Here is a 21150-nt window from a genome sequence, read left to right on the forward strand (position 1 = left end):
AGTAAGTTAAAAAATTAATTCAACAACGCTTTTGCATGATTTAGCGCCGAATCAGAAATGTCTTTACCTGACAGCATTTCGGCAATTTCAGCAATTCTTTCTTCTTCAGAAAGTAACTTCAATTCGGAAATCGTACTTTCACCAAAAGCCGATTTAAATACTTTATAGTGTTGCTGCCCTTTAGCAGCTATTTGAGGCAGATGTGTAATGGCAAAAACCTGCATTTGAGCACTCATCGCTTTCATGATATCCCCCATTTTATGAGCAATCTCCCCAGACACTCCGGTATCGATTTCATCAAAAATGATGGTCGGCAATTTGGAATATTCAGCCAAAATCGATTTTACAGCTAGCATAATTCGTGATAATTCCCCGCCTGAGGCTACTTTTTTCAACAGACCAAAATCAGTTCCTTTATTTGCTGAGAATAACAACAGAACTTCGTCTTTTCCTAAAGCAGTATAAGTATCTGATGACTTAATTTCAAACTGAAAACGGGCATTTGGCATTCCGAGTTGCGCAAGCACAGAAGTAATCTTATCCGTTAAAATTGGCACAGCGTTTCTTCTGTTGGCTGAAATTGAATCCGCCAACACATCGAGCCTTTCAACATGTTTCAGAATTTCATTCTCTAATTTATTGATCGTATTCTCCAAATCGTCGGCTAAAACAACCTTAGAATCCAGATTATTTTGAATCTCAAGCAACTCTTCCACGGTATTCACCTGATGCTTCTTTTGCAGGGAATAAATGGTTTGCAATTTTTGATGAACCAAATCAAGCTGCTCCGGATCGTTGATCAGCTTTTCAGATTGATTGTAAAGTTCGTTTGAAATATCGTCAAATTCAATCAACAAAGAGGACACTCGTTCTGCCAACTCACTGAATTCAGGTGTCAAACCAGATATTTTTTGCAGTGAAGCTTTTACTTCCTTTATGCTTTGGATGATTCCGATTTGCTCTTCATTAGTCAAAGCAATAGATTTATCCAAAGCTTCTTTTATAAACTCAACATTATTGAGCTTTTCATAAATATTCTCAAGTTCGGATTGCTCACCCGCTTTTAAATTGGCAGCAAGCAACTCTTCAAGTAAAAAAGAATTGTAATCCTGTTCTTTTGTCAAGGCATCTTTTTCAGAAATCAGTTTCTTTAACTGACTCTTAACCGATTTGTACTCTGATAATTGAACACTATATTGTCTTAAAACTTCAGAATTCCCGGCAACAGCGTCCAAAATCTGAATCTGATAAGCTTCTTCCGATAATTCTCTTGTTTGATTTTGTGAATGGATATCAAGTAGAAATTCACCCAATTCCTGTAATTCATTCAGATTTACCGGACTGTCATTTACAAATGCCCTTGATTTTCCGGAAGGGAGAATTTCCCTTCTGATAATGGTAAGATCTTCATAATCCAAATCATTATCTGAGAAAAAAGATCTTAAATTGTATTTATCAATCTTAAACTGTGCTTCTATTACACACTTTTGCTCTTTGTCCTTTAAGGAAGTCAAATCTGCCCGTTTGCCTAAAACCAAACCCAAAGCTCCTAAAAGAATAGACTTTCCTGCACCTGTTTCCCCGGTAATGATAGACAATTGTCCGGAAAAATTCATTTCCAACTGTTCAATCAGCGCGAAGTTCTTGATAGTTAAGTGTGTAAGCATAAATTGTGTCTGAAGATAGATTAAAACACAAATTTAGTATTTTATATTATTCCATTTTGAGGAATTTAAAGGAGAAATCCTGTTGAGGGTATCCGATAAATCAGTGATGTCAACACTAGGTCCTCCTGAGAAAATGTACACGATTTCATCAGCCTTAGCGTCAAAAAAGACTCTTGTTATAAAAGCATTCGGACGAACAGAATGTATTTTGGAAACCGTTTTAATGGCTTTAGAAATATTTTGCTTAGCCGTTTTCTGATCTTCCGCCATTTTATCCATACCCAACTGATGGTATTCATATAAGGCTTCACGATAAGGCGTAAAAGTGTTTGACAGCAAATCGTTAATCAGGTAATATCTATTTTGCTTTTTTTCAGTTTGTGTCCAACCGGCAGAACCGCTTGACTGGGCAAGGTTCGCCATATTGGAAGCAGCTTCCAGGTATTTGGTACCTCCCTGATTTGAAAAAGTATCGGCATCCAAACCTATAATTATATTAGCATAAAAAGCCACCATAGCTACTAAATTAGAATCATAGCTATTTGGATTGTAAACAAAGTTTTCAAATTCTACATATCTGAAGTTAAACTCTTTATCATTAAAGTTAAAAACAGGTGATGTATATGTTGAATTAAAAACAGGTCTTGAGGACTGCACCTGAAGCGTACACTGAAAATCATTAGAATCGTACGACTGAATAGTGATGAACATGCTGCAATCGATACGTTCATTATTGGCGAAGTTTTTAGTAGACCATTTGGTATTATTTACAAACTCTCCCAACGAACGCTCCAACGTCTTAAATATCTGCACATTAGCCGATGTAATCTGATCATAATTAACCTTTACAGTACATTTCAACTCTTGGCTATAACCAAAAAGTGAAACAAATAAAAGTCCGAAAAGAATCCAATTACGCATACTGTTTTATTATTTTATTAACGATGTCCCGAGCTACTTCTTCTTTGGATTTTAAATCCATAGGTTCAATTACAAAGTTCTTATCGATAAAAGTTACCTTATTGGTTGCTTTCCCAAAACCGGCCCCTTCATCATTTAACGAATTAAGAACAATCAAATCTAAGTTTTTTTTCTGAATTTTTTGCTTAGCGTGTTCAATTTCATTCTCCGTTTCCAAAGCAAATCCGATTAAAAACTGATGTTTTTTTATTTCACCAAGCGAAGCAAGGATATCTTTTGTCTTTTCCAATTCGATGGAAAACGCTTCATCGTTCTTTTTTATTTTCTGTGAAGCTACATTTTTTGGACGGTAGTCCGCTACAGCAGCAGCAGCTACAGCCACATCAACGTCGTTAAAGTATCGGTGACAAACATCATACATTTCCTGAGCAGAAGTTACTCTTTCGACCTTTACCAAACCATGCTTTAACTGAAGATGGGTAGGCCCGGAAACAAGGATGACTTCCGCACCTAAATCGGCTGCGGCCTCAGCAATATCAAATCCCATTTTTCCCGTGGAATGATTTCCAACAAAGCGCACCGGATCGATGGCTTCATAAGTAGGCCCGGCCGTAACCAATATTTTTTTTCCTTTTAAAGGGAGTTTACTCTCAATATCTTTTTCAAGAAAGGCAACAATGTTTTCCGGTTCTGCCATTCTGCCCTCACCTGAAAGTCCGCTGGCTAATTCACCGCTTTCTGCTGGAATCATGATATTTCCAAAATTCTGCAAAGCTTCAAAATTAGCTAATGTAGATGGGTGTTTGTACATATCCAGGTCCATTGCAGGTGCAAAATAAACCGGACATTTTGCCGATAAATAAGTAGCGATTAAGAGATTGTCGCAATTGCCGTTCACCATTTTGGAAAGTGTGTTGGCAGTTGCTGGAGCAATGAGCATCAAGTCGGCCCAAAGTCCAAAATCCACGTGATTGTTCCATTCAGCTTCCTCTTCCTCTTCATTGATAAAAGTAGCGTAAACCGGATTTTTGGAAAGCGTGGACAGCGTTAGCGGAGTAACAAAATCTTTAGAAGCAGGTGTCATGATTACCTGAACCTGAGCACCTGCTTTTATAAGTAGTCTAACTAACGTTGCTGTTTTATATGCGGCTATCCCTCCGGAAACACCGAGTAATACTTTTTTACCGCTTAAAACAGACATAGTTTTGTTTTATTGTTGATTAGAATCTCTGTAATAGATTTTACCCTCTAACCACTCTTGAACTGCTAATGCATGTGGTTTTGGCAACTTTTCGTAAAACTTCGAAACTTCGATTTGCTCTTTGTTTTCGAAGATTTCTTCAAGACTATCATTGTAAGTAGCAAACTCCTCCAACTTATCAATCAATTCTTTTTTGATTTCAGAATTGATTTGATTAGCTCTTCTTGCCATAATAGTAATCGCTTCATACACATTTCCCGTTGGCTCTTCGATTTTACTTTTATTGTAGGTAACCGTGTTTACAGGAGCTGTAGTCTTCTTTAAATCCATACTTAATTATTTAGAAAATTTTTGTAATTCTTTATCAATATTTGCTAACATTTCGTCAGCTTCTTTTTTATATTTTGTATCTCCTTTATAGCGCACTAACCCTGAATAAGCGAATTTCGCATTGTTCAAACGCTCTTCCATCTTGGAAGCTACACTTTTCATTGCGTAATTGTAACAGAATTCCAATTTGTAATACAACGCTTCTTCTTTGTGATTAGAACCCGGATAATCCGAAATGAAATTATCCAGAGCTGTTATTCCAGCTTTATAATCATTTATAGGATTTTCAATCAAACCGTAGGCTTTAGCAATTTCAAAAGCCTTTTTTTCTAATTTATCCCTTAGTTCAGCAATAATTTTGTTTGCCTCGTCATAATGTGCAGATTTTGGATAAGCATTAATAAACGTTTGCAATTTATCAATAGCTTTATCAGTATCTACCTGATCTAACGAATAAACCGGAGACAACATTGAATACGATTTAGCTGATAAAAAATAAGCTTCCTCTCTGTGTGTACTTTTAGGGTATGTTGCAGCGAATGATTCAAACTGATAACCAGCCAAATAATACTGTTCTGTTTTATAATACGATTGTGCAAACATGTAAAACAATTTTTCAGCCTGAGGCTTACCTCGGTTAGGACCTGCTATCTGCTCGAATAAACGGATGGCTTTTTCATATTTCCCTTTTTCGTATTTCTGGGTTGCTATTTCATATTTATAAGCCAAATCCTCTGATTTTAAAGCTTTTTGATAAGGACTGCAAGAAACAAACAATACTGAAAAAAGTAAAAAATATAAAAATTTGTTCATGTTTTTATTTTCGTTATTATGCCTCTACCCTCAATTTTCATTGATTTAAAAGCAACTGCAAAGTTAATTATTAATTATTGATAACAAAATCTTTTTTTTTTACGCTTAAAAAAACGAAAGATGCCGGTTTAAAGGCATCTTTAGGCAAACGCTTTTTCAAAGCGTTTTATTATACTTATTAAGCTCCGTTTCCGTTACCGCTAAAACTTTTCATATCATTATCAAACAGATACAAACCACCCTTATCATCACCAATCAGGTTTATTTTATCCAAAATCGTTCGAGCCGTTGCTTCTTCTTCTATTTGTTCTGAAACATACCATTGTAAGAAATTATGCGTTGCATAATCGCGCTCTTCCAACGAAACATGTACTAATTCGTTAATGCTCGTTGAAACCATAACCTCATGCTCATACAATTGTGTAAACAGTGCTTTAAATGATGAACAATCTAACACCGGATGTAGTACCGCCGGGATTTCCGCTTCTCCACCACGCTGATTGGCATACTTCACCAATTTAAGCATGTGCATACGCTCTTCATCTGACTGTTTGTACATAAATGCAGAAATACCTTCAAAGCCCTGAACTTCAGCCCAAGACGCCATTGCCAAATAAATTTGTGAAGAATCTGCCTCTACCTTAATCTGTTTATTAATCGCCTCCTGAATAGTTTTAGATAACATAGCTGTACGGTTTTAATGTTTTGCTAATTTACAATTTTCTTTACAAAAGCATCAAGTCGATTTGCTAAATCTTCGTTAACGTTCACCAACGGTAAACGCAATGTGTTCTCCGACAAGCCTAACGATTTGAAAATTTCTTTTATCCCTCCAGGATTTCCCTGTTCAAAAATCATATCAATACTGTCAGCCAATAAATAATGCAATTTATAAGCTTCGTCTACTTTTCTCTGTAATCCCAAACGAACCATCTCTGAGAATTCTTTCGGAAAACCTTCTCCGATAACCGAGATAACACCTGCCCCACCGGCCAAAACCATAGGAAGTGTAATCATGTCGTCTCCAGAAATCACAAGGAAATCCTTAGGTTTATCCTGAATTAGTTTCATCGCCTGAACAATATCTCCCGCCGCTTCTTTAATCCCGATAACATTTTTAAAATCATTCGCCAGACGCATTACCGTTGAAGGCAACATATTACTCGCAGTTCTTCCAGGCACATTATACAAAATTACAGGCAGCGGAGAAGCTTCTGCAACCATCTTGAAATGCTGATAAATCCCTTCCTGGGTAGGCTTATTATAATATGGAGAAACTGAAAGTAAAGCCGAAAAACCTGAAAAATCTCTAGTCTTTAACTCCTCAACCACTTTCGCTGTATTATTTCCTCCAACACCTAAAACCAACGGCAATCTTCCGTTGTTAGCCTCTTTAATGGTACTGATAACCAATTCTTTTTCTTCAGAACTAAGGGTTGCTGATTCGGCAGTGGTTCCCAGAACAACCAAATATTCCACACCTCCGTCAATAACATAATTTACGATTCTTTTAAGCGCTTCTACGTCAACAGAAAAATCCTTTTTAAATGGGGTTACCAAAGCAACACCCGTTCCCATAAATGATTGCATTTTTATACTTTGTTTAAAATTTTTAAATATTTGAATAACTCGGAAACAAATTCCTGATGTTTTTCCGCCTCGGTTCCTATCATAAAACTGTTCAGTCGTTTATCTATTGTGGAAAATCCAACCTTAAACCCCGCTTTTGACTGTAACGTAACCAATTTAAGTATCGGTTTTTCGACATCATAATAGCTGATCAGCATATCAACCGGTTTCTGAATAAAATCAGATACTTCTTTTTTTTGAAATTCCCCTTTAAATGAAACATTTCTTCTGGAGAAAAAAGGATTTTCAAAAGTTTCCTTTTTTTTAACCTGATCCTTATATATCAAAACATCAATCGCGTTCCGAGGAATACCTCCGGCAACGAGTCCCTCAATCAGTTCACTTTCTTTTGTAAAATAACTCTCGTCAATAAGTAATCCGACAGTCTGTATTTTTTCCTGAATAACATCCGGCTTATAATTTAACAAGGATTTTTTAATCAAATTTTTAATCACAAAATCCTTCATAAATCTTAAAAACATAGTAATTTTACTTAAAATACGTATTAAACTAACTAAGACACATTACGGATGGTAAAGTTAAGAAAGTATTACCGTTTTAGCACATTATTTATTACAGCTTTTTCGGTTTTTTTGTTGATTTCCTGTGGTGGAAACAAATACTATAATTCCAAAATTGAAGGAAAACAAATTGCCATTACCGAGCAGACCGGCGAAGTAGCAGCGATTGACAATTTTATAAAACCCTACCGCGAACATATCGACAAGGAACTTGACAGTGTTTTGGCGTATGCCCCGGAAACGTTAGACAAAAGCAAAGGAGAATGGCAAACGACCATCGGAAATCTGATGGCAGACATGACTGTTGAAATGGTAAATCCCATTTTTGAATCCCGTGAAAATAAAAACATCGATATCTGTCTTTTGAACCATGGCGGTATCCGTGCCGTTTTACCAAAAGGAGATGTAACAATCCGAACTGCTTATGAAATAATGCCTTTTGATAACAGCGTAGTGATTGTTGAACTCAAAGGAACCGAAATCCGCGAAATGGCCAACTATATCTTGAAAGAGAAAAAACCACATCCTCTTAATGGATTGAAAATTGTTGCAGATAAAAACTCCATGACAGTTAAATCTTTGACTGTAAACGAAAAGCCTCTTGAAGATTCTAAAACATATTATGTGGTTACATCTGATTATTTGTCAAGCGGCGGAGACAACATGAATTTCTTTAAGAAATCGGAGAAATCACATGATATGAACTACAAACTAAGGCATTTGATGATCGATTACTTCAAAAAAGTAGATACAATCCCAGTAATTACCTCAAAAAGAATTATCCAGGAATAAAAAATTGTACGATGAAAAGAAGAGCTTTTTTAAAAAATACCGTAGCAAGTTCAGCACTGTTAACCTTGGGAGGATTATCATTGAGCAGTTTCGATACCCCGGATTTGATATCGGTTAAAACCAAAAAACTGACCATACTTCACACCAATGATGTTCACAGCCACATCGACCCTTTTCCCGTCACTGATCCAAAAAATCCAAATCTGGGAGGCGTGGCAAGAAGAGCTGCGATCATAGAAAAAATACGAAAAGAAGAAGAAAATGTACTTCTGCTTGACGCAGGTGATATTTTTCAGGGAACCCCTTATTTCAATTACTATGGTGGCGAGTTGGAATTCAGATTAATGAGTATGCTTCAATATGATGTCGCCACTATGGGCAACCACGATTTCGATAATGGTTTAGATGGTTTTTACGCTCAACTGCCTCATGCAAAATTTGACTTTGTTTCTGCCAATTATGATTTTAAAAACACCATTCTGAACGGTCTTGTAAAACCATATAAAATCCTGCATAAAGACGGAATCAAGATTGGCATTTTCGGACTAGGGATTGAATTACAGGGATTGGTGAATAAACAACTTTACAAAGAAACTATTTATAACAACCCAGTAGAAATCGCCCAAGATATGACGCGCATCCTGAAACAGGAAAACAACTGTGACCTGATTATCTGCTTATCACACTTAGGTTATAAGTATCCCAATAATCCCGAAAAAGTCTGTGATGTAACTGTTGCGCAAAAAACAAAAGATATCGACTTAATCATCGGCGGTCATACTCATACTTTTCTTGACAAACCGGTGATTGAAAAAAACATTGAAGGAAAAGAAGTTCTGATCAATCAGGTAGGCTGTTACGGACTTAATTTAGGAAGGATTGATTTTTATTTCGACAAAAAGAACAAAGCAACATCAAATTCCGGCAGAAGCATTATAGTTTAGTTGTTTCTTAGGACTTTTCATCATCAGCACGCTACGATAAAAAATATACTGCGAAACAGAGAAAGCAGCAATTATCATAGGTCTGAAAATCGGAATTGAAACATAATAAAAATCAACCGCCACTAAAAACTGCATAAAAGTCGCAATGATAACACTTATCAGGATATATGTATTCACTCTGTCGGTGTAGATAAAATAGTTAGCCATAACCAAACCACCTATCGCTATTACCAGCGCTCCGTTAATTATAAAGAAGATGTATGCCTGACCTAAACTATCACTTATAAGTTCAAGAACGGTTATCGACAACATCAAAAAAGGCAATGTTCCAATTATAAATGGTGTCGATGATGGAAACCTGAATTTTTTTATCAGCAAAAGAAATACAAAGAACCTGCTTAAAAAAGTATTGAAAGCCCCCACAACAAACATTGTTTTACCAGCATTTATAAAACAAATATTTGCAAGCCAAATAAAGAAAAGGGATAATACGAAATAACGATTTATTTTAGTTTCGGTTCTAATATACATCAAAACCAATATAGGCATCAGCAATGGTTTAAAAACATATAACAAAGGAGAATACTTGAAATATTCAGCATAAACCAAAATTAAGCTTATAACCATATAAGCTAGCGCTAGTCCTTTTGTTAATTTATCTTTTTCCATTTAGAAATCCATTCCTATTCTATTGCTTAGTTTCTAAATATAGCTATTATTACGATTTCTTTGTCTGCTTTTTTTCATCAGATAGTACTTGGTTAAATAATAATATGACAAAACCTGAGCTAAGTTATTCACATACTCCAAAATCTCTATTTCAAAATAATCTTTTTTAAGAACGTAAAAAACATCAGAAATTATAAATGACAAACTCGCCAACAACATAAAGGTCGTATATCGTGACGGAAGCATAATATAGTTCCATGATGAAATAAAACCAATTAACACCAAAACAACTCCATAAATCACTAGTAACCAAACATATTCCATTCTGGAAGCCATCACAATATCCATTAAGCTAACCTGTAAAAAAACAAGCAAAAAAATACAAATCAGCAAAACAAGCAGGTGGGTCCTATTGACAAAATGATATCGTATCCTTATAAAATCATCAAAAATTCCTTTGAAATAAATAAGATACCCCAAAAGAAAGAGCGATATAATTAACGGAAAAAAATTATGAGGATCAATAAGCGTAATCATATCACAAGCGAAAAACAAACTGACAATAGCCATGTAAACCCAATTCACTATCATCTTTTTTTCCTGCAAATAATAAAACACAATGGCCGGTACAATAACAGGTTTTGAAATCAGCATCAACTCTGTATTATTAAGAATTACTGATAACATAAAAACGGCGCAAGCAATAAAATACAAAAGTAAAGCTGGCTTATTCATCATCCTCTTCATAATTCAATTGACTTGTATAACTGCTTTGGTGCAAAAAATATTTTACCAGAAAATAAAAAGAAATAACCTGGCAACAAACATTGATATTTATAAACACTTGAAAGTGCTCGTAATAATTGTAAAGTATATGAAACAAATCACTTATGATAAAACAAATTATTGTCATCAAAACAAAAAAACTTGCCGTATCACTTTTAAGAACATAGTAAATTAAAATAGTAATACTCAACAACATTAATACTATCCCATAAACCATCATCAAACTGAAATTGGAACCTGAAGCATTAAAAACGAGCGACATTGCAAAATAAAGTAAACTTACCAAAATCGTTATAACTGTAAAAACGGTCAAGATTTTCAAATTCGAAATTTCAGGATTCTTAATTTTAAGCAAATCTCCGGTAACGCTGAAAGTCAGTATCGAATAAGCAAAAAGATTCGATAAAATTAACGGAATAAGAAGATTTTTACTGTCAACAAGAATAATCATGTCACCTACAAAAAAAAGCAACAAAATCAATGACGACATTAGTTGAGGCTTTGATTTGCTTTCTTGCCAATAATAAAAATAAATGGCCGGAAAAATCATTGGCTTAAATAAAAGCGCAAATGTATCATCCCATTGAAAAGCAATTGACAAAACATACATCAGTGATGCTGCAAAATATAACAGTAAAGCTGGTGTGCTTTTATTCATTTATCATTTTTATAAAATCATCCTCGCTGATGATCGGAATATTCAACTGATTTGCTTTTTCAAGTTTTGCTGGCCCCATGTTGTCCCCAGCAACCACAAAATGGGTTTTAGCCGAAATGGAGCTCCCAACTTTTCCACCGTTATCTTCGATAGCTTTCTTTAAATCATCACGTGAAAACTTTTCGAAAACACCTGAAACCACAAAGGTTTTGCCTGAAAGAAGATCTGAGATTGTCGTATCAGCCGTTGCCAATACTTCAAGTTGAACGCCGTAACTTTTCAGCCTGTCAATAATAGCCCTATTTTCTAGATTATCAAAAAATTCAACCACACTTTGGGCGATTTTTTCACCTATTTCGTCGACTAAAATCAGCTCTGTTAATGAAGCAGAAGCAATTGCATCAATGGATTTATAATGTTTTGCCAATTTTTTTGCGACCGTTTCTCCCACATAACGAATTCCCAAAGCGTATAAAACACGTTCAAAAGGAATGTTTTTCGAATTTTCAATCCCCTTTACCATATTGTCGGCCGATTTTTCAGCCATACGTTCCAGCGGAATAATCTGCTCTTTTTTCAGCTCGTATAAATCCGCATAATTGGTAACCAAATCATTATTATAAAGTAAGGCTACCGTTTCCCCTCCCAAACCTTCAATATCCATGGCCTTACGGGAAATGAAATGCTGAATACGGCCTATGATCTGAGGTGGGCAGCCGTAATAATTCGGACAATAGTGATTTGCCTCTCCTTCTTTACGTTCTAACGGAGTCTGGCATTCCGGACAATGTGTTATATAATTTGTGACTTCCGAATTCTGGGGGCGTTTATTCAAATCAACCGCAACAATTTTCGGAATGATCTCGCCTCCTTTTTCCACAAAAACTTCGTCACCAATACGAATATCAAGTTTTTCAATCTGATCAGCATTATGAAGCGAAGCTCTTTTCACCACGGTTCCTGCCAACTGAACGGGTTCCAAATTGGCAACCGGTGTAATTGCCCCTGTTCGTCCTACCTGATAGGAAATCGAATTTAAACGGGTTGAAACTTGTTCTGCTTTAAATTTATAGGCAATAGCCCAACGCGGTGATTTTGCCGTATATCCTAATTCATCCTGTTGATGCAAATCGTTTATCTTCACCACAACCCCATCAGTTTCATAAGGCATTTCATGGCGGTGTTTGTCCCAATGGTTAATGAATTCAAGAACCTCATCCATATTTTTAGCCAAACGGGATTGAGTTGGCACTTTAAAACCCCACTGACGGGCTTTTTCCAGTCCTTCGTAATGAGTAGCGATTGGCAAATTATTTCCAACCAAAGAATACAGCAAACAATCCAACGGTCGTTTAGCCACCTCGCCACTGTCTTGTAATTTTAAACTTCCTGAAGCCGTGTTTCTAGGATTTGCATATGGAGTTTCGCCAATTTCAATCAGCTCCTGGTTCATTTTTTCAAAACCGGCAAAAGGCAATATGATTTCTCCGCGGATGTCAAACTTCTGCGGAAAATCGCCTTTCAGTTTAATCGGGACCGCTTTTATGGTTTTAATATTATTGGTTACATCATCTCCCTGAAATCCGTCCCCTCTAGTGACTGCTCTTTTCAGTTTTCCGTTTTCATAGGAAATATTGATAGATGCACCATCATATTTAAGCTCGCAGGTATATTCAAGCGGTGCATCGCCTAAAATCTTACGGGCACGTTTCTCCCAATCCAGTAAATCTTCTTTGGAATACGAGTTATCCAGTGAATACATGCGGTATTCATGCTGGACAGTTTCGAAGTTTTTCGTGATGGCTCCCCCTACTCTTTGGGTAGGTGAATTTTCATCAAAATATTCGGGGTGTTTTGCTTCAAGTACCTGAAGTTCTTTGAGTTTTATATCAAAATCATAATCGGAAATCGTGGGATTATCCAATACATAATAATTGTAATTATGCTGATTAAGTTCATCCCGTAGGGCTTGAATCGTCTGCAAAACATCCATAAAAAAGAAAAATTGGCAAGATTAGTTTTATGCAACTAATTTAAACCAATTTTTCGAATATCCTTTTTTAAAAGAGTAAAACTATTGCTCTAAAATGCCGTTCATCTGTTCAAACAATTCCCCTTGTGTAAAAATAGCTCCCTGCTGAATCAAATTGAAGATTTCCATGTTACGATCATCTGCAAAAACTTTTTGACCACGCTGAATTTCAACATTATCTGTAAACAAATTATCGCTCAACCATTGCAAACCCTCTTTTTTAAGCAGATCCACTTCCGGTATCAGGGAACGAATAATAATCGTCATCATATGAATCTCCGTACAGTGGAAAAGGAAAATATAATTTTTAGAATAATGCTCCAGATACTTCGCATTACCCAAAACCCCTTCCCAAATCAAATCAGAGAAAACATCAATTTCCTGTTCAGCCACTTCCGGTGTTTTATTCTTGATGGTATCCCATTCACTTTTGTCAATAGACTGTGAGGCCAGAAAGTTAATAAATTCCGGATGCAGTTCTTCCAGTTGTTCCTTTGTAAGACGTGTATATTTCATTTTGAATCCGAAGTGTTTGAATCGGGAAATCTAAAGTTATAAATTTATAAAAAAAGTCCCGATTTACATCGGGACTTTTCTATTTATCTTTTCAAAAATTAAGCTTGTTCAGCGATAATTTCGTAAGCTAATTCAACTATTACATCACGGTGTAAACGAACTGAAGCAGTGTATTTACCAGTACGTTTAACGATACCTGAAGTGATGAATTTTTTGTCGATAGATTGACCGTTTTTCTCTAAAATTTGAGCGATGTCAGCATTAGTAACTGATCCGAATAATTTCTCACCACCAGCTTTAGCAATAATTTTGATATCTAAAGCTTTTAAAGCCTCACCGATAGCTTTTGCATCAGCAACAATTTTAGCCTCTTTGTGTGCTTTTTGTTTTAGGTTTTCAGCCAAAACTTTTTTAGCAGAAGGCGTAGCTAAAATAGCAAAACCTTGAGGGATTAAGAAGTTACGACCGTAACCTGGTTTTACAGATACTACATCATCTTTAAATCCTAAATTCTGAACGTCTTGTTTTAAAATAAGTTCCATGTTGTTGTCCTTATATTTTAGAAGTTAGGTTCCATTTGATCGGAAACCAACAACTGTAATTTTTAATTATTTTAATAAATCGGCCACGTATGGCATTAAAGCTAAGTGACGAGCTCTCTTAACAGCTACAGACACTTTTCTTTGGTATTTTAATGAAGTTCCTGTTAAACGACGAGGAAGAATTTTCCCTTGCTCGTTAACGAATTTCAATAAGAAATCTGCATCTTTATAATCGATATATTTGATTCCAGATTTTTTGAAACGACAATACTTTTTAGTTTTGTTAGTTTCTATATTTAAAGGCGTTAGATATCTGATATCTCCGTCTTTTTTTCCTGAAGCGGATTGTTGTAAAGTTGCCATAATAATTATGCTTTAGCTGCTTTTAATTTTGCTCTTCTTCTTTCTGCCCAAGCTACCGCGTGTTTGTCTAAACTTACAGTTAAGAAACGCATAACTCTTTCGTCACGTCTGAATTCAGTTTCCAAAGCGATTAAAATCTCTCCAGATACTTTGAATTCGAACAAATGGTAAAAACCACTTTTCTTGTGTTGGATTTCGTAAGCCATTTTCTTTAAGCCCCAATCCTCTTTTGATACCATCTCTGCTCCTTTAGAAGTAAGAAAATCTTCAAACTTGCTAACTGTTTCCTTTACCTGTTGTTCAGATAAAACGGGATTCAAGATGAAAACAGTTTCATAATGATTCATAGTAAAAATATTTATTTGTTATAAAATTGGGTGCAAAAATAGCGATTTATATTTAACCCGCAATACCATTTTAGGTATTTTAGACGAAATGCAACTTTTTCACATATTTCCTTTGGATATTGAAACAATTTAATTATTTTTATTTCGATAATAATTCTTAACCACTAAGCTTATGAAAATAAATTGTATAGTAGTTGATGATAGTAGCATCCAAAGATTGACAATTACCAAACTGGTAAACGACAACCCAAATCTGGAGCTTGTAGGCGAATTTTCTAATGCTGTGGAAGCCAAAAACTGTATCACAAACAAGAATGTGGATTTGGTTTTTTTAGACATCGAAATGCCTGTCATAAATGGTTTTGACCTACTGGACGGTTTAAAAGCAAAACCACAGGTAATTTTCATTACCTCCAAGGCCGAGTATGCGGTAAAAGCATTTGATTATGCCGCGACGGATTACCTTCACAAACCAATTACACGAGAACGCTTTGCCCAGGCAGTAAAAAAAGCCATTAGCATGATCTCGTTAAGTAAAGAAAACGGCGGTGAAGAAGAAAGCCCACACATCTTTATCAAGAGCAACCTGAAAAAACTGAAAATTTACATTTCACGAATCAAATGGATAGAAGCTTACGGCGATTACGTTAAAGTAATTACCGAAGAAGACAACCACCTGGTTCTATCAACCATGAAAGCCTTTGAAAACGAATTACCCAAAGAAAAATTTATCCGTGTTCACAAATCCTTTATTGTAAACATTGATAAAATTGAAAAATTCAACAGCAAATTTGCAGAAATCGGCACGAATAAAATTCCGTTGAGCCGTAACAAAAAAGAAGACCTGGTAAAAGCTATTGAAAACGGTTAATAATTATCGACGTTAATTGTAACTTTTATAGCTCGATATTGAACAATTGCCTCAAAACTATTCAGCACGCGCTGGATAGTTTTTTTTGTTTGCCCCAAATGGTTCTGATTCGGAATCTTAATCAGGATTGTACGGATATATTCGTTTCGGATCCGACTTATAGCTGGTTCTTCCGGCCCCAAAACAGGAATTTGAAGCTGCTGCACCAAAACGTTATACAACCACAACGAACCTTCTTTCAGCTTATCAAAATCCCGATGCTTTAATGTTAGTTTTACCAAACGGTAATACGGTGGATATTTAAAATTATGACGCTCATACACCAGCTCATTATACATACCATTGTAATCGTTGTGCGTTACCTGCTGAATGATATTGTGGTACGGATTATAGGTCTGAATCATCACTTTTCCGGATTTCTCACTCCTTCCCGCTCGTCCCGACACCTGCATCATCATCTGATAGGCACGCTCGTGTGAACGGAAATCCGGCTGGTTCAGCATATTATCGGCATTCATCACACCTACCAACGTTACATTATCGAAATGCAATCCTTTGGCCAGCATTTGTGTCCCCACCAAAACATCTATTTCCTGATTCTTAAACGAATCAATAATTTTCTCGTATCCGAATTTGCCTCTTGTGGTATCCTGATCCATTCTTCCGATAGTTTTTTCCGGAAACAGTGTTTTCAACTCGATTTCAATCTGCTCCGTACCAAAACCTTTCGTAGACAAATCCACCGACTGACAAGCATGACAATGTGTTGGATTTGCAATCGAATGGCCGCAGTAATGACAACGCAATTGGTTTTTGAATTTGTAATACGTCAGACTCACATCGCAGCTGGGACATTGCGGAACGTGTCCGCACGTCATACATTCCACGAAAGGGGAATAACCGCGACGATTCTGAAACAGGATCACCTGTTCGCCTTTAGACAAAGATTCCGTCATCGCTTCCAGCAAATCATCGCTGAAATGCCCGTTCATTTTCTTCCGTTTATACTTGTCTTTTAAATCAACCAGATAGATTTGAGGCAGGACAACATTCCCAAAGCGTTCAAAAAGTTCTACCAATCCGTATTTTTTTGCCTTTACATTGTGATAGGTTTCCAGACTCGGCGTCGCAGAACCCAGCAATACTTTGGCTTTGTGCTGTGATGCGAGAACGATAGCCGCATCACGGGCATGATAGCGTGGCGCAGGATCGAATTGTTTGAAAGTCTGTTCGTGTTCTTCGTCTATGACAATCAGTCCCAAATTGGAGAATGGCAAAAACAACGCTGAACGCGCCCCGATGACAATCTTAGCTTTTTCAGAATTTTGAAGCACCTGATTCCACACCTCTATCCTTTCGTTATTGGAATATTTTGAATGAAAAACAGCCACCTGATTTCCAAAATAAGCCGTTAGCCTTGTTACCAGCTGTGTGGTTAATGCTATTTCAGGAAGCAAATACAAAACCTGCTTCCCTTGACTTATAATTTCTTCAATTAATTTGATGTAAATTTCGGTTTTACCCGAAGCTGTCACGCCATGCAATAAGGTAACCGCATGCTGTTCGAAACATTCTTTTATTTCATCAAAGGCTTTTTGCTGCGAAAGACTCAACTGAAAACCGGACTCTTCTTCTTTTTCAAACGAAACCCGGTCTTCGGCTATATAATATTCTTCGAAAATACCCTTATCCACCAATGATTTTACTACTGCCGAAGTACTCCCTGAAATTTCCAGCAACTGCTTCGCCGAAACCGGTTTTCTCTCTTTCGCCTGCAACTGAAAATAATGCATTACCAGTTCGCGCTGCTTTTGGGCGCGGGATAGGATTTCCATTAGTTCCGATAATTGTTCCTGCTGTAAAAATTCTTCCTGTAAACGAATGTAACGCGTTAGTTTGGGCTTGTACTTCTCAGCAACTTCGTCCTGGAGCACCAATACGTTTTTTGCCAGCATCGTATTTAAAACAGGGAACACGTTTTTCTTCCCGAGAATAGAGACGATGTCTTCTACTTTTAAAGCCGATTGCTGTTGCAGGGCCTGATAGATGAGATACTCACTGTCCGAAAGTTTCTTATCGTCAATCTCCGCTTCTTTTTTTGCGGAAATGATGGTTTCACTTTCCAAAAGAAATCCGGACGGCAGGGCACTTTTAAATACTTCACCTATTGAGCACATATAATAGTTTGCAATCCACTGCCAATGCTCGATTTGATGTTCGTTGACAACCGGAGTTTCGTCTAATATCTGATGGATTTCCTTTGCCTGATAAAGTGTTGGTGCATTCTGATGTAAATCGATAACCAAAGCCGTGTAGATTTTACTTTTACCGAATGGTACTGCCACACGCATACCCTTTTTTATGTAGTGGTACTCGGCTTCCGAAACCAGATAGGTAAAGGTCTTGGGCAAGGCTAACGGCAAAACGACTTCGACAAAATGCGGCATAGATTTCTTTTGAGTTACAAATATAAGACGAATTACGAATTACGAATTACGAATTAGGAATTATGGATTAAGGATTATTAAATGCGTGAAAATCTGTGTTGTTTGCATCTGTGATATCTGTGTTTCGGTTTTGACTTTAAGGCATGAAAAGGATTTATTCCCGAACGCTCCAAAAGGTTTTAAAGTTTATCTCTTAGCCCTGTCCCGATGGTTATCGGGAGGAGTGGCATCCTTTTTATCGGGGCATTTCGAGAGCCTCCATGACCCGATAAAAAGATAGAGCGTCCCGAAAGCTTTCTGGAAGCAGGATCATAGAAACCAATGAAGCCCAGACCAATCGCTCCAAAAACAAAAAAAAAGAGGTGTTCTAAAAAACTGTCATTCCGACGACAGGAGGAATCTCATAATGTTAAAAACATTGATTTTAAGATTCCTCCTGCGTCGGAATGACAGATAAGGCATTTTCTTTCAGACAGCATACGCTTTCTTTCAGGCAGTCTGCTTTGATTTATAGTTTAGAAAAGGATTATTTGCCTAGCATCTTTTCTTTAAGATTTTTATCGGCCGGTTTTCCTGACAACCAGATTCCGAATAACGCTTTTTTGAAATCAGCACCATCGATAACCCCTTTTTCTTTTCCGTTTTTGGAAACTACTACGCCTTTTCCGGGTACGTTCACAATATCAAACACGTCTCCTTTTTTAATTTCATCTTTAAAGCAAGCTTTAAACTGGGCGATTTTAGCTTTTATAGGTGCTGTATTTTTATTGGTTGAATTTTCAAATCCTTCGTTTACGGCATCGATCATTTTTTCGCTGGTGATCATTCCGGAAATGATGGTCAGTTTTATTGCTCCCGCATCTGCACTATTGATGATTTCAGCAGCATTATTACTCTTTTTGGGAAGATACAAAGCACCCACATATAAGTCAATCCACATTTTTTCACGGATTCCGGCTCCATTGAGCACTAAGTTTTGTCCTTCGAGCGTTACCTTTTGCGCTACTTTAACTCCGCCCACTTCTGTTGTCTGGGCTTTTGCCGAAAATAAACCAACTACGGTTACCAATAATAAGGTTAAGAATTGTTTTTTCATAATGGCTGTTTTTTGTTTTTGTTTCCGTTAAATATAGTATTTTTTCTTTTATGATTATTGATTATTGCGTTCAATTCGAACCCCAACAATAAAATCATACAGTTAATCCATATATAAAACATTAAAACAAGAAGCGTACCAATTGACCCGTACAATTCGTTGTAGCTGGCAAACCGCACTACATAAATTCCAAAAACATAAGAAGTCACGATAACCAAAACGGTTGTTAACATCGCTCCGGCATTAAAAAAAGGAATCTGTTTCGTTTCCCTGGTTCCATATTTGAACAAAACGGAACTTCCAACAAAAAGCATTGTCAAAAGGAAAGCGTTTCGCGCCCATTGGACCAGTAAAGCATCATCCAACTGGAACCTGTTTGAAAATTTCTGAATAAAAACTTCGGAAACTACTATGGAAGATATAGTTATAATCAGCAGGAAAGTAAAAATCAGCGACAAACCAATAGCAACGGCGTACTGACGGAAATAACCTCTTTTTATCTCAATATGATAAGAAGACTGAAATCCGCCCAAAACAGCATTTAATCCGTTGGACATCAAGAATATTGCTGTAAGGATACCAAAAGAAAGTAAGCTCTTATAGGAGTTATTCATAATATCCTTAAGAATTGCTTCTATAGCTTCATAGGTGTTTGGCGGCACACTGTCGGCAACGAATTGCAGAAAGTCTTCCTGAAAACCTTCCAATGGGATATACGGAATCAGGTTCAGAATAAACAGTGCAAACGGAAAAAGTGCCATGAAAAAGCTAAAAGCAATGGCAGCAGCACGGTAGGAAAAAGCACCTTGAGCAATTCCGATTCCGTACAATTCCAATATTTCATAGAGGGACGTACCTTCCAAACCCGGAACAGTCACTTTCTTGCAAAAAGCCATGAGCTTATTGAGCACCGGAATTTTCTCGATATATTCTTCTATTTCTTTGGACATTTTTTAGTTAAGGGTTAGTAATTAGTTGTTAGTGATTTTACATCTATTTGACATAATTTTTTACACGGCTTTACATGGACTATGTATGGCTTAAGTACGGCTTAAGTACGGCTTAAGTATGGCTTATATACGGCTTAAGTGTGGCTATGGTTTTATACACTATAGAGCTTTCAAACTTAAATCTAAATTATAAATCGAATGGGTTAGTGCTCCGGATGAAACAAAATCCACTCCACATTCTGCAAATTCCCGTACCGTAGTTTCATCTATTCCTCCGGAAGATTCTGTTAAACATTTATCTCCAATCATTTCCACCGCTTTTCGGGTAGTTTCAAAATCGAAATTATCCAACAAAATTCGGTAAACACCTTCGCTTTGAAGAATTTCTGCCACTTCGTCAAGATTACGGGCTTCCACGATAATTTTTAAATCGAGGTTCTGTTCTTTAAGATAAGCGTTCGTTTTCTCAATGGCTTTGGTGATTCCGCCTGCAAAATCAATATGATTATCCTTTAACATGATCATATCATATAGAGCAAAACGATGGTTTTCACCCCCGGCAATTTTAACCGCCCATTTTTCGATGGCACGAATTCCCGGTGTAGTTTTTCGGGTATCCAGAATTTTGGTTTTAGTTCCTTCCAATAAACCAACAAACACTTTGGTTTTAGTGGCAATCGCACTCATCCGCTGCATAGCATTCAGAACCAAACGTTCCGCTTTAAGAATTGATTGCGAACTTCCTGAAACATGGAACACGACATCACCATATTTCACATGGGCACCATCGTTAATGAATACTTCTACTTCAAGATTCGGGTCGACATGCTGAAACACCATTTTGGCAAATTCAACGCCTGCAATTACACCCTCGTCTTTTACCAAAAGTTTCGCTTTTCCTGTAGCCAAAGCCGGAATACAGGCCAAAGAACTGTGATCGCCATCTCCTACATCTTCCCTGATGGCATTTGTTATTATTATTTCGAGTTCTTTTTGAAACTGAGCTTCTGAAATCATAATCGTGCTATTTAACTGCTAATGTAAAACATATTTTT

At 36.7% G+C, this 21150-nt stretch carries 23 protein-coding genes; 3 read left to right on the forward strand and 20 right to left on the reverse strand.

Going from position 1 to position 21150, the window contains the following annotated elements; translation table 11 throughout:
* Positions 1-14: 14 nt before the first annotated feature.
* The 8 genes from recN to LZF87_RS12305 form a co-directional block, all read right to left on the reverse strand.
* The gene (recN, locus tag LZF87_RS12270) at positions 15-1667 is read right to left on the reverse strand and encodes a DNA repair protein RecN (RefSeq protein ID WP_244339358.1); all 1653 of its coding nucleotides are present in this window, start codon (positions 1665-1667) and stop codon (positions 15-17) included.
* A 33-nt stretch (positions 1668-1700) separates the two neighbouring features.
* Positions 1701-2588 (reverse strand): DUF4835 family protein, encoded by an 888-nt coding sequence (locus tag LZF87_RS12275; RefSeq protein ID WP_244339360.1) that lies wholly within the window; start codon positions 2586-2588, stop codon positions 1701-1703.
* A complete protein-coding gene (gene coaBC, locus LZF87_RS12280) occupies positions 2581-3789 on the reverse strand; it encodes a bifunctional phosphopantothenoylcysteine decarboxylase/phosphopantothenate--cysteine ligase CoaBC (RefSeq protein ID WP_244339362.1) in 1209 nt (402 codons plus the stop codon). The genes LZF87_RS12275 and coaBC overlap by 8 nt, the downstream gene beginning before the upstream one ends.
* A gap of 9 nt (positions 3790-3798) precedes the next feature.
* The gene (locus LZF87_RS12285; RefSeq protein WP_023574904.1) at positions 3799-4119 is read right to left on the reverse strand and encodes a DNA-directed RNA polymerase subunit omega; all 321 of its coding nucleotides are present in this window, start codon (positions 4117-4119) and stop codon (positions 3799-3801) included.
* 6 nt (positions 4120-4125) lie between these two features.
* Positions 4126-4932, reverse strand: a complete 807-nt coding sequence (locus LZF87_RS12290) for an outer membrane protein assembly factor BamD (protein ID WP_244339364.1) — start codon at positions 4930-4932, stop codon at positions 4126-4128.
* Between the two features lie 178 nt (positions 4933-5110).
* Positions 5111-5617 (reverse strand): ferritin, encoded by a 507-nt coding sequence (locus LZF87_RS12295; protein ID WP_244339366.1) that lies wholly within the window; start codon positions 5615-5617, stop codon positions 5111-5113.
* Between the two features lie 23 nt (positions 5618-5640).
* Complete coding sequence (gene dapA, locus LZF87_RS12300) at positions 5641-6522, reverse strand: 4-hydroxy-tetrahydrodipicolinate synthase (protein ID WP_244339368.1); 882 nt, start codon at positions 6520-6522, stop codon at positions 5641-5643.
* Positions 6523-6524: 2 nt separating this feature from the next.
* Positions 6525-7043 (reverse strand): DUF6913 domain-containing protein, encoded by a 519-nt coding sequence (locus tag LZF87_RS12305; protein ID WP_244339370.1) that lies wholly within the window; start codon positions 7041-7043, stop codon positions 6525-6527.
* 48 nt (positions 7044-7091) lie between these two features.
* Here LZF87_RS12305 and LZF87_RS12310 point away from each other — a divergent pair, with 48 nt between their 5' ends.
* Entirely contained in the window at positions 7092-7874 is a 783-nt protein-coding gene (locus tag LZF87_RS12310; RefSeq protein ID WP_244339372.1) for a 5'-nucleotidase C-terminal domain-containing protein, read from the forward strand.
* Between the two features lie 11 nt (positions 7875-7885).
* The gene (locus LZF87_RS12315) at positions 7886-8818 is read left to right on the forward strand and encodes a bifunctional metallophosphatase/5'-nucleotidase (RefSeq protein WP_244339374.1); all 933 of its coding nucleotides are present in this window, start codon (positions 7886-7888) and stop codon (positions 8816-8818) included.
* Here LZF87_RS12315 and LZF87_RS12320 read toward each other — a convergent pair.
* From LZF87_RS12320 to rpsF, 8 genes are all read right to left on the reverse strand, one after another.
* Positions 8789-9487, reverse strand: a complete 699-nt coding sequence (locus LZF87_RS12320; RefSeq protein ID WP_244339376.1) for a hypothetical protein — start codon at positions 9485-9487, stop codon at positions 8789-8791. The genes LZF87_RS12315 and LZF87_RS12320 overlap by 30 nt on opposite strands.
* Before the next feature lie 33 nt (positions 9488-9520).
* Positions 9521-10225 (reverse strand): lysoplasmalogenase family protein, encoded by a 705-nt coding sequence (locus LZF87_RS12325; RefSeq protein WP_244339378.1) that lies wholly within the window; start codon positions 10223-10225, stop codon positions 9521-9523.
* Positions 10215-10931, reverse strand: coding sequence for a hypothetical protein (locus LZF87_RS12330; RefSeq protein WP_244339380.1), 717 nt, complete (start codon positions 10929-10931; stop codon positions 10215-10217). Before LZF87_RS12330 ends, LZF87_RS12325 begins: the two co-directional genes overlap by 11 nt.
* Positions 10924-12924 carry an NAD-dependent DNA ligase LigA gene (gene ligA, locus LZF87_RS12335; RefSeq protein WP_244339382.1) on the reverse strand — a complete coding sequence of 667 codons (2001 nt, stop codon included), beginning with the start codon at positions 12922-12924 and terminating at the stop codon, positions 10924-10926. Before ligA ends, LZF87_RS12330 begins: the two co-directional genes overlap by 8 nt.
* Positions 12925-13005: 81 nt before the next feature.
* Positions 13006-13479: a DUF6495 family protein gene (locus tag LZF87_RS12340; protein WP_244339384.1), complete on the reverse strand. Its 474-nt coding sequence runs from the start codon at positions 13477-13479 to the stop codon at positions 13006-13008.
* 98 nt (positions 13480-13577) lie between these two features.
* Positions 13578-14021, reverse strand: a complete 444-nt coding sequence (gene rplI, locus LZF87_RS12345) for a 50S ribosomal protein L9 (protein ID WP_244339386.1) — start codon at positions 14019-14021, stop codon at positions 13578-13580.
* 66 nt (positions 14022-14087) lie between these two features.
* Complete coding sequence (rpsR, locus tag LZF87_RS12350) at positions 14088-14384, reverse strand: 30S ribosomal protein S18 (protein ID WP_007138295.1); 297 nt, start codon at positions 14382-14384, stop codon at positions 14088-14090.
* A gap of 5 nt (positions 14385-14389) precedes the next feature.
* Positions 14390-14731, reverse strand: coding sequence for a 30S ribosomal protein S6 (rpsF, locus tag LZF87_RS12355; protein WP_023574916.1), 342 nt, complete (start codon positions 14729-14731; stop codon positions 14390-14392).
* Between the two features lie 172 nt (positions 14732-14903).
* Here rpsF and LZF87_RS12360 point away from each other — a divergent pair, with 172 nt between their 5' ends.
* A complete protein-coding gene (locus LZF87_RS12360; protein WP_244339388.1) occupies positions 14904-15602 on the forward strand; it encodes a LytR/AlgR family response regulator transcription factor in 699 nt (232 codons plus the stop codon).
* Here LZF87_RS12360 and priA read toward each other — a convergent pair.
* The 4 genes from priA to nadC all read right to left on the reverse strand — a co-directional run bounded on the left by priA (position 15599) and on the right by nadC (position 21112).
* A complete protein-coding gene (priA, locus tag LZF87_RS12365) occupies positions 15599-18049 on the reverse strand; it encodes a replication restart helicase PriA (protein ID WP_244339390.1) in 2451 nt (816 codons plus the stop codon). The two genes, LZF87_RS12360 and priA, sit on opposite strands and share 4 nt — an antisense overlap.
* A gap of 526 nt (positions 18050-18575) precedes the next feature.
* On the reverse strand, positions 18576-19145 hold the full coding sequence (locus LZF87_RS12370; RefSeq protein WP_244339391.1) for a chalcone isomerase family protein: 570 nt from the start codon (positions 19143-19145) through the stop codon (positions 18576-18578).
* Positions 19142-20095, reverse strand: coding sequence for a YihY/virulence factor BrkB family protein (locus LZF87_RS12375; protein WP_244339392.1), 954 nt, complete (start codon positions 20093-20095; stop codon positions 19142-19144). The genes LZF87_RS12370 and LZF87_RS12375 overlap by 4 nt, the downstream gene beginning before the upstream one ends.
* Positions 20096-20254: 159 nt before the next feature.
* A complete protein-coding gene (gene nadC, locus LZF87_RS12380; RefSeq protein WP_244339394.1) occupies positions 20255-21112 on the reverse strand; it encodes a carboxylating nicotinate-nucleotide diphosphorylase in 858 nt (285 codons plus the stop codon).
* Positions 21113-21150 lie beyond the last annotated feature (38 nt).

The organism is Flavobacterium enshiense, from assembly GCF_022836875.1.
GTDB lineage: Bacteria > Bacteroidota > Bacteroidia > Flavobacteriales > Flavobacteriaceae > Flavobacterium > Flavobacterium enshiense_A.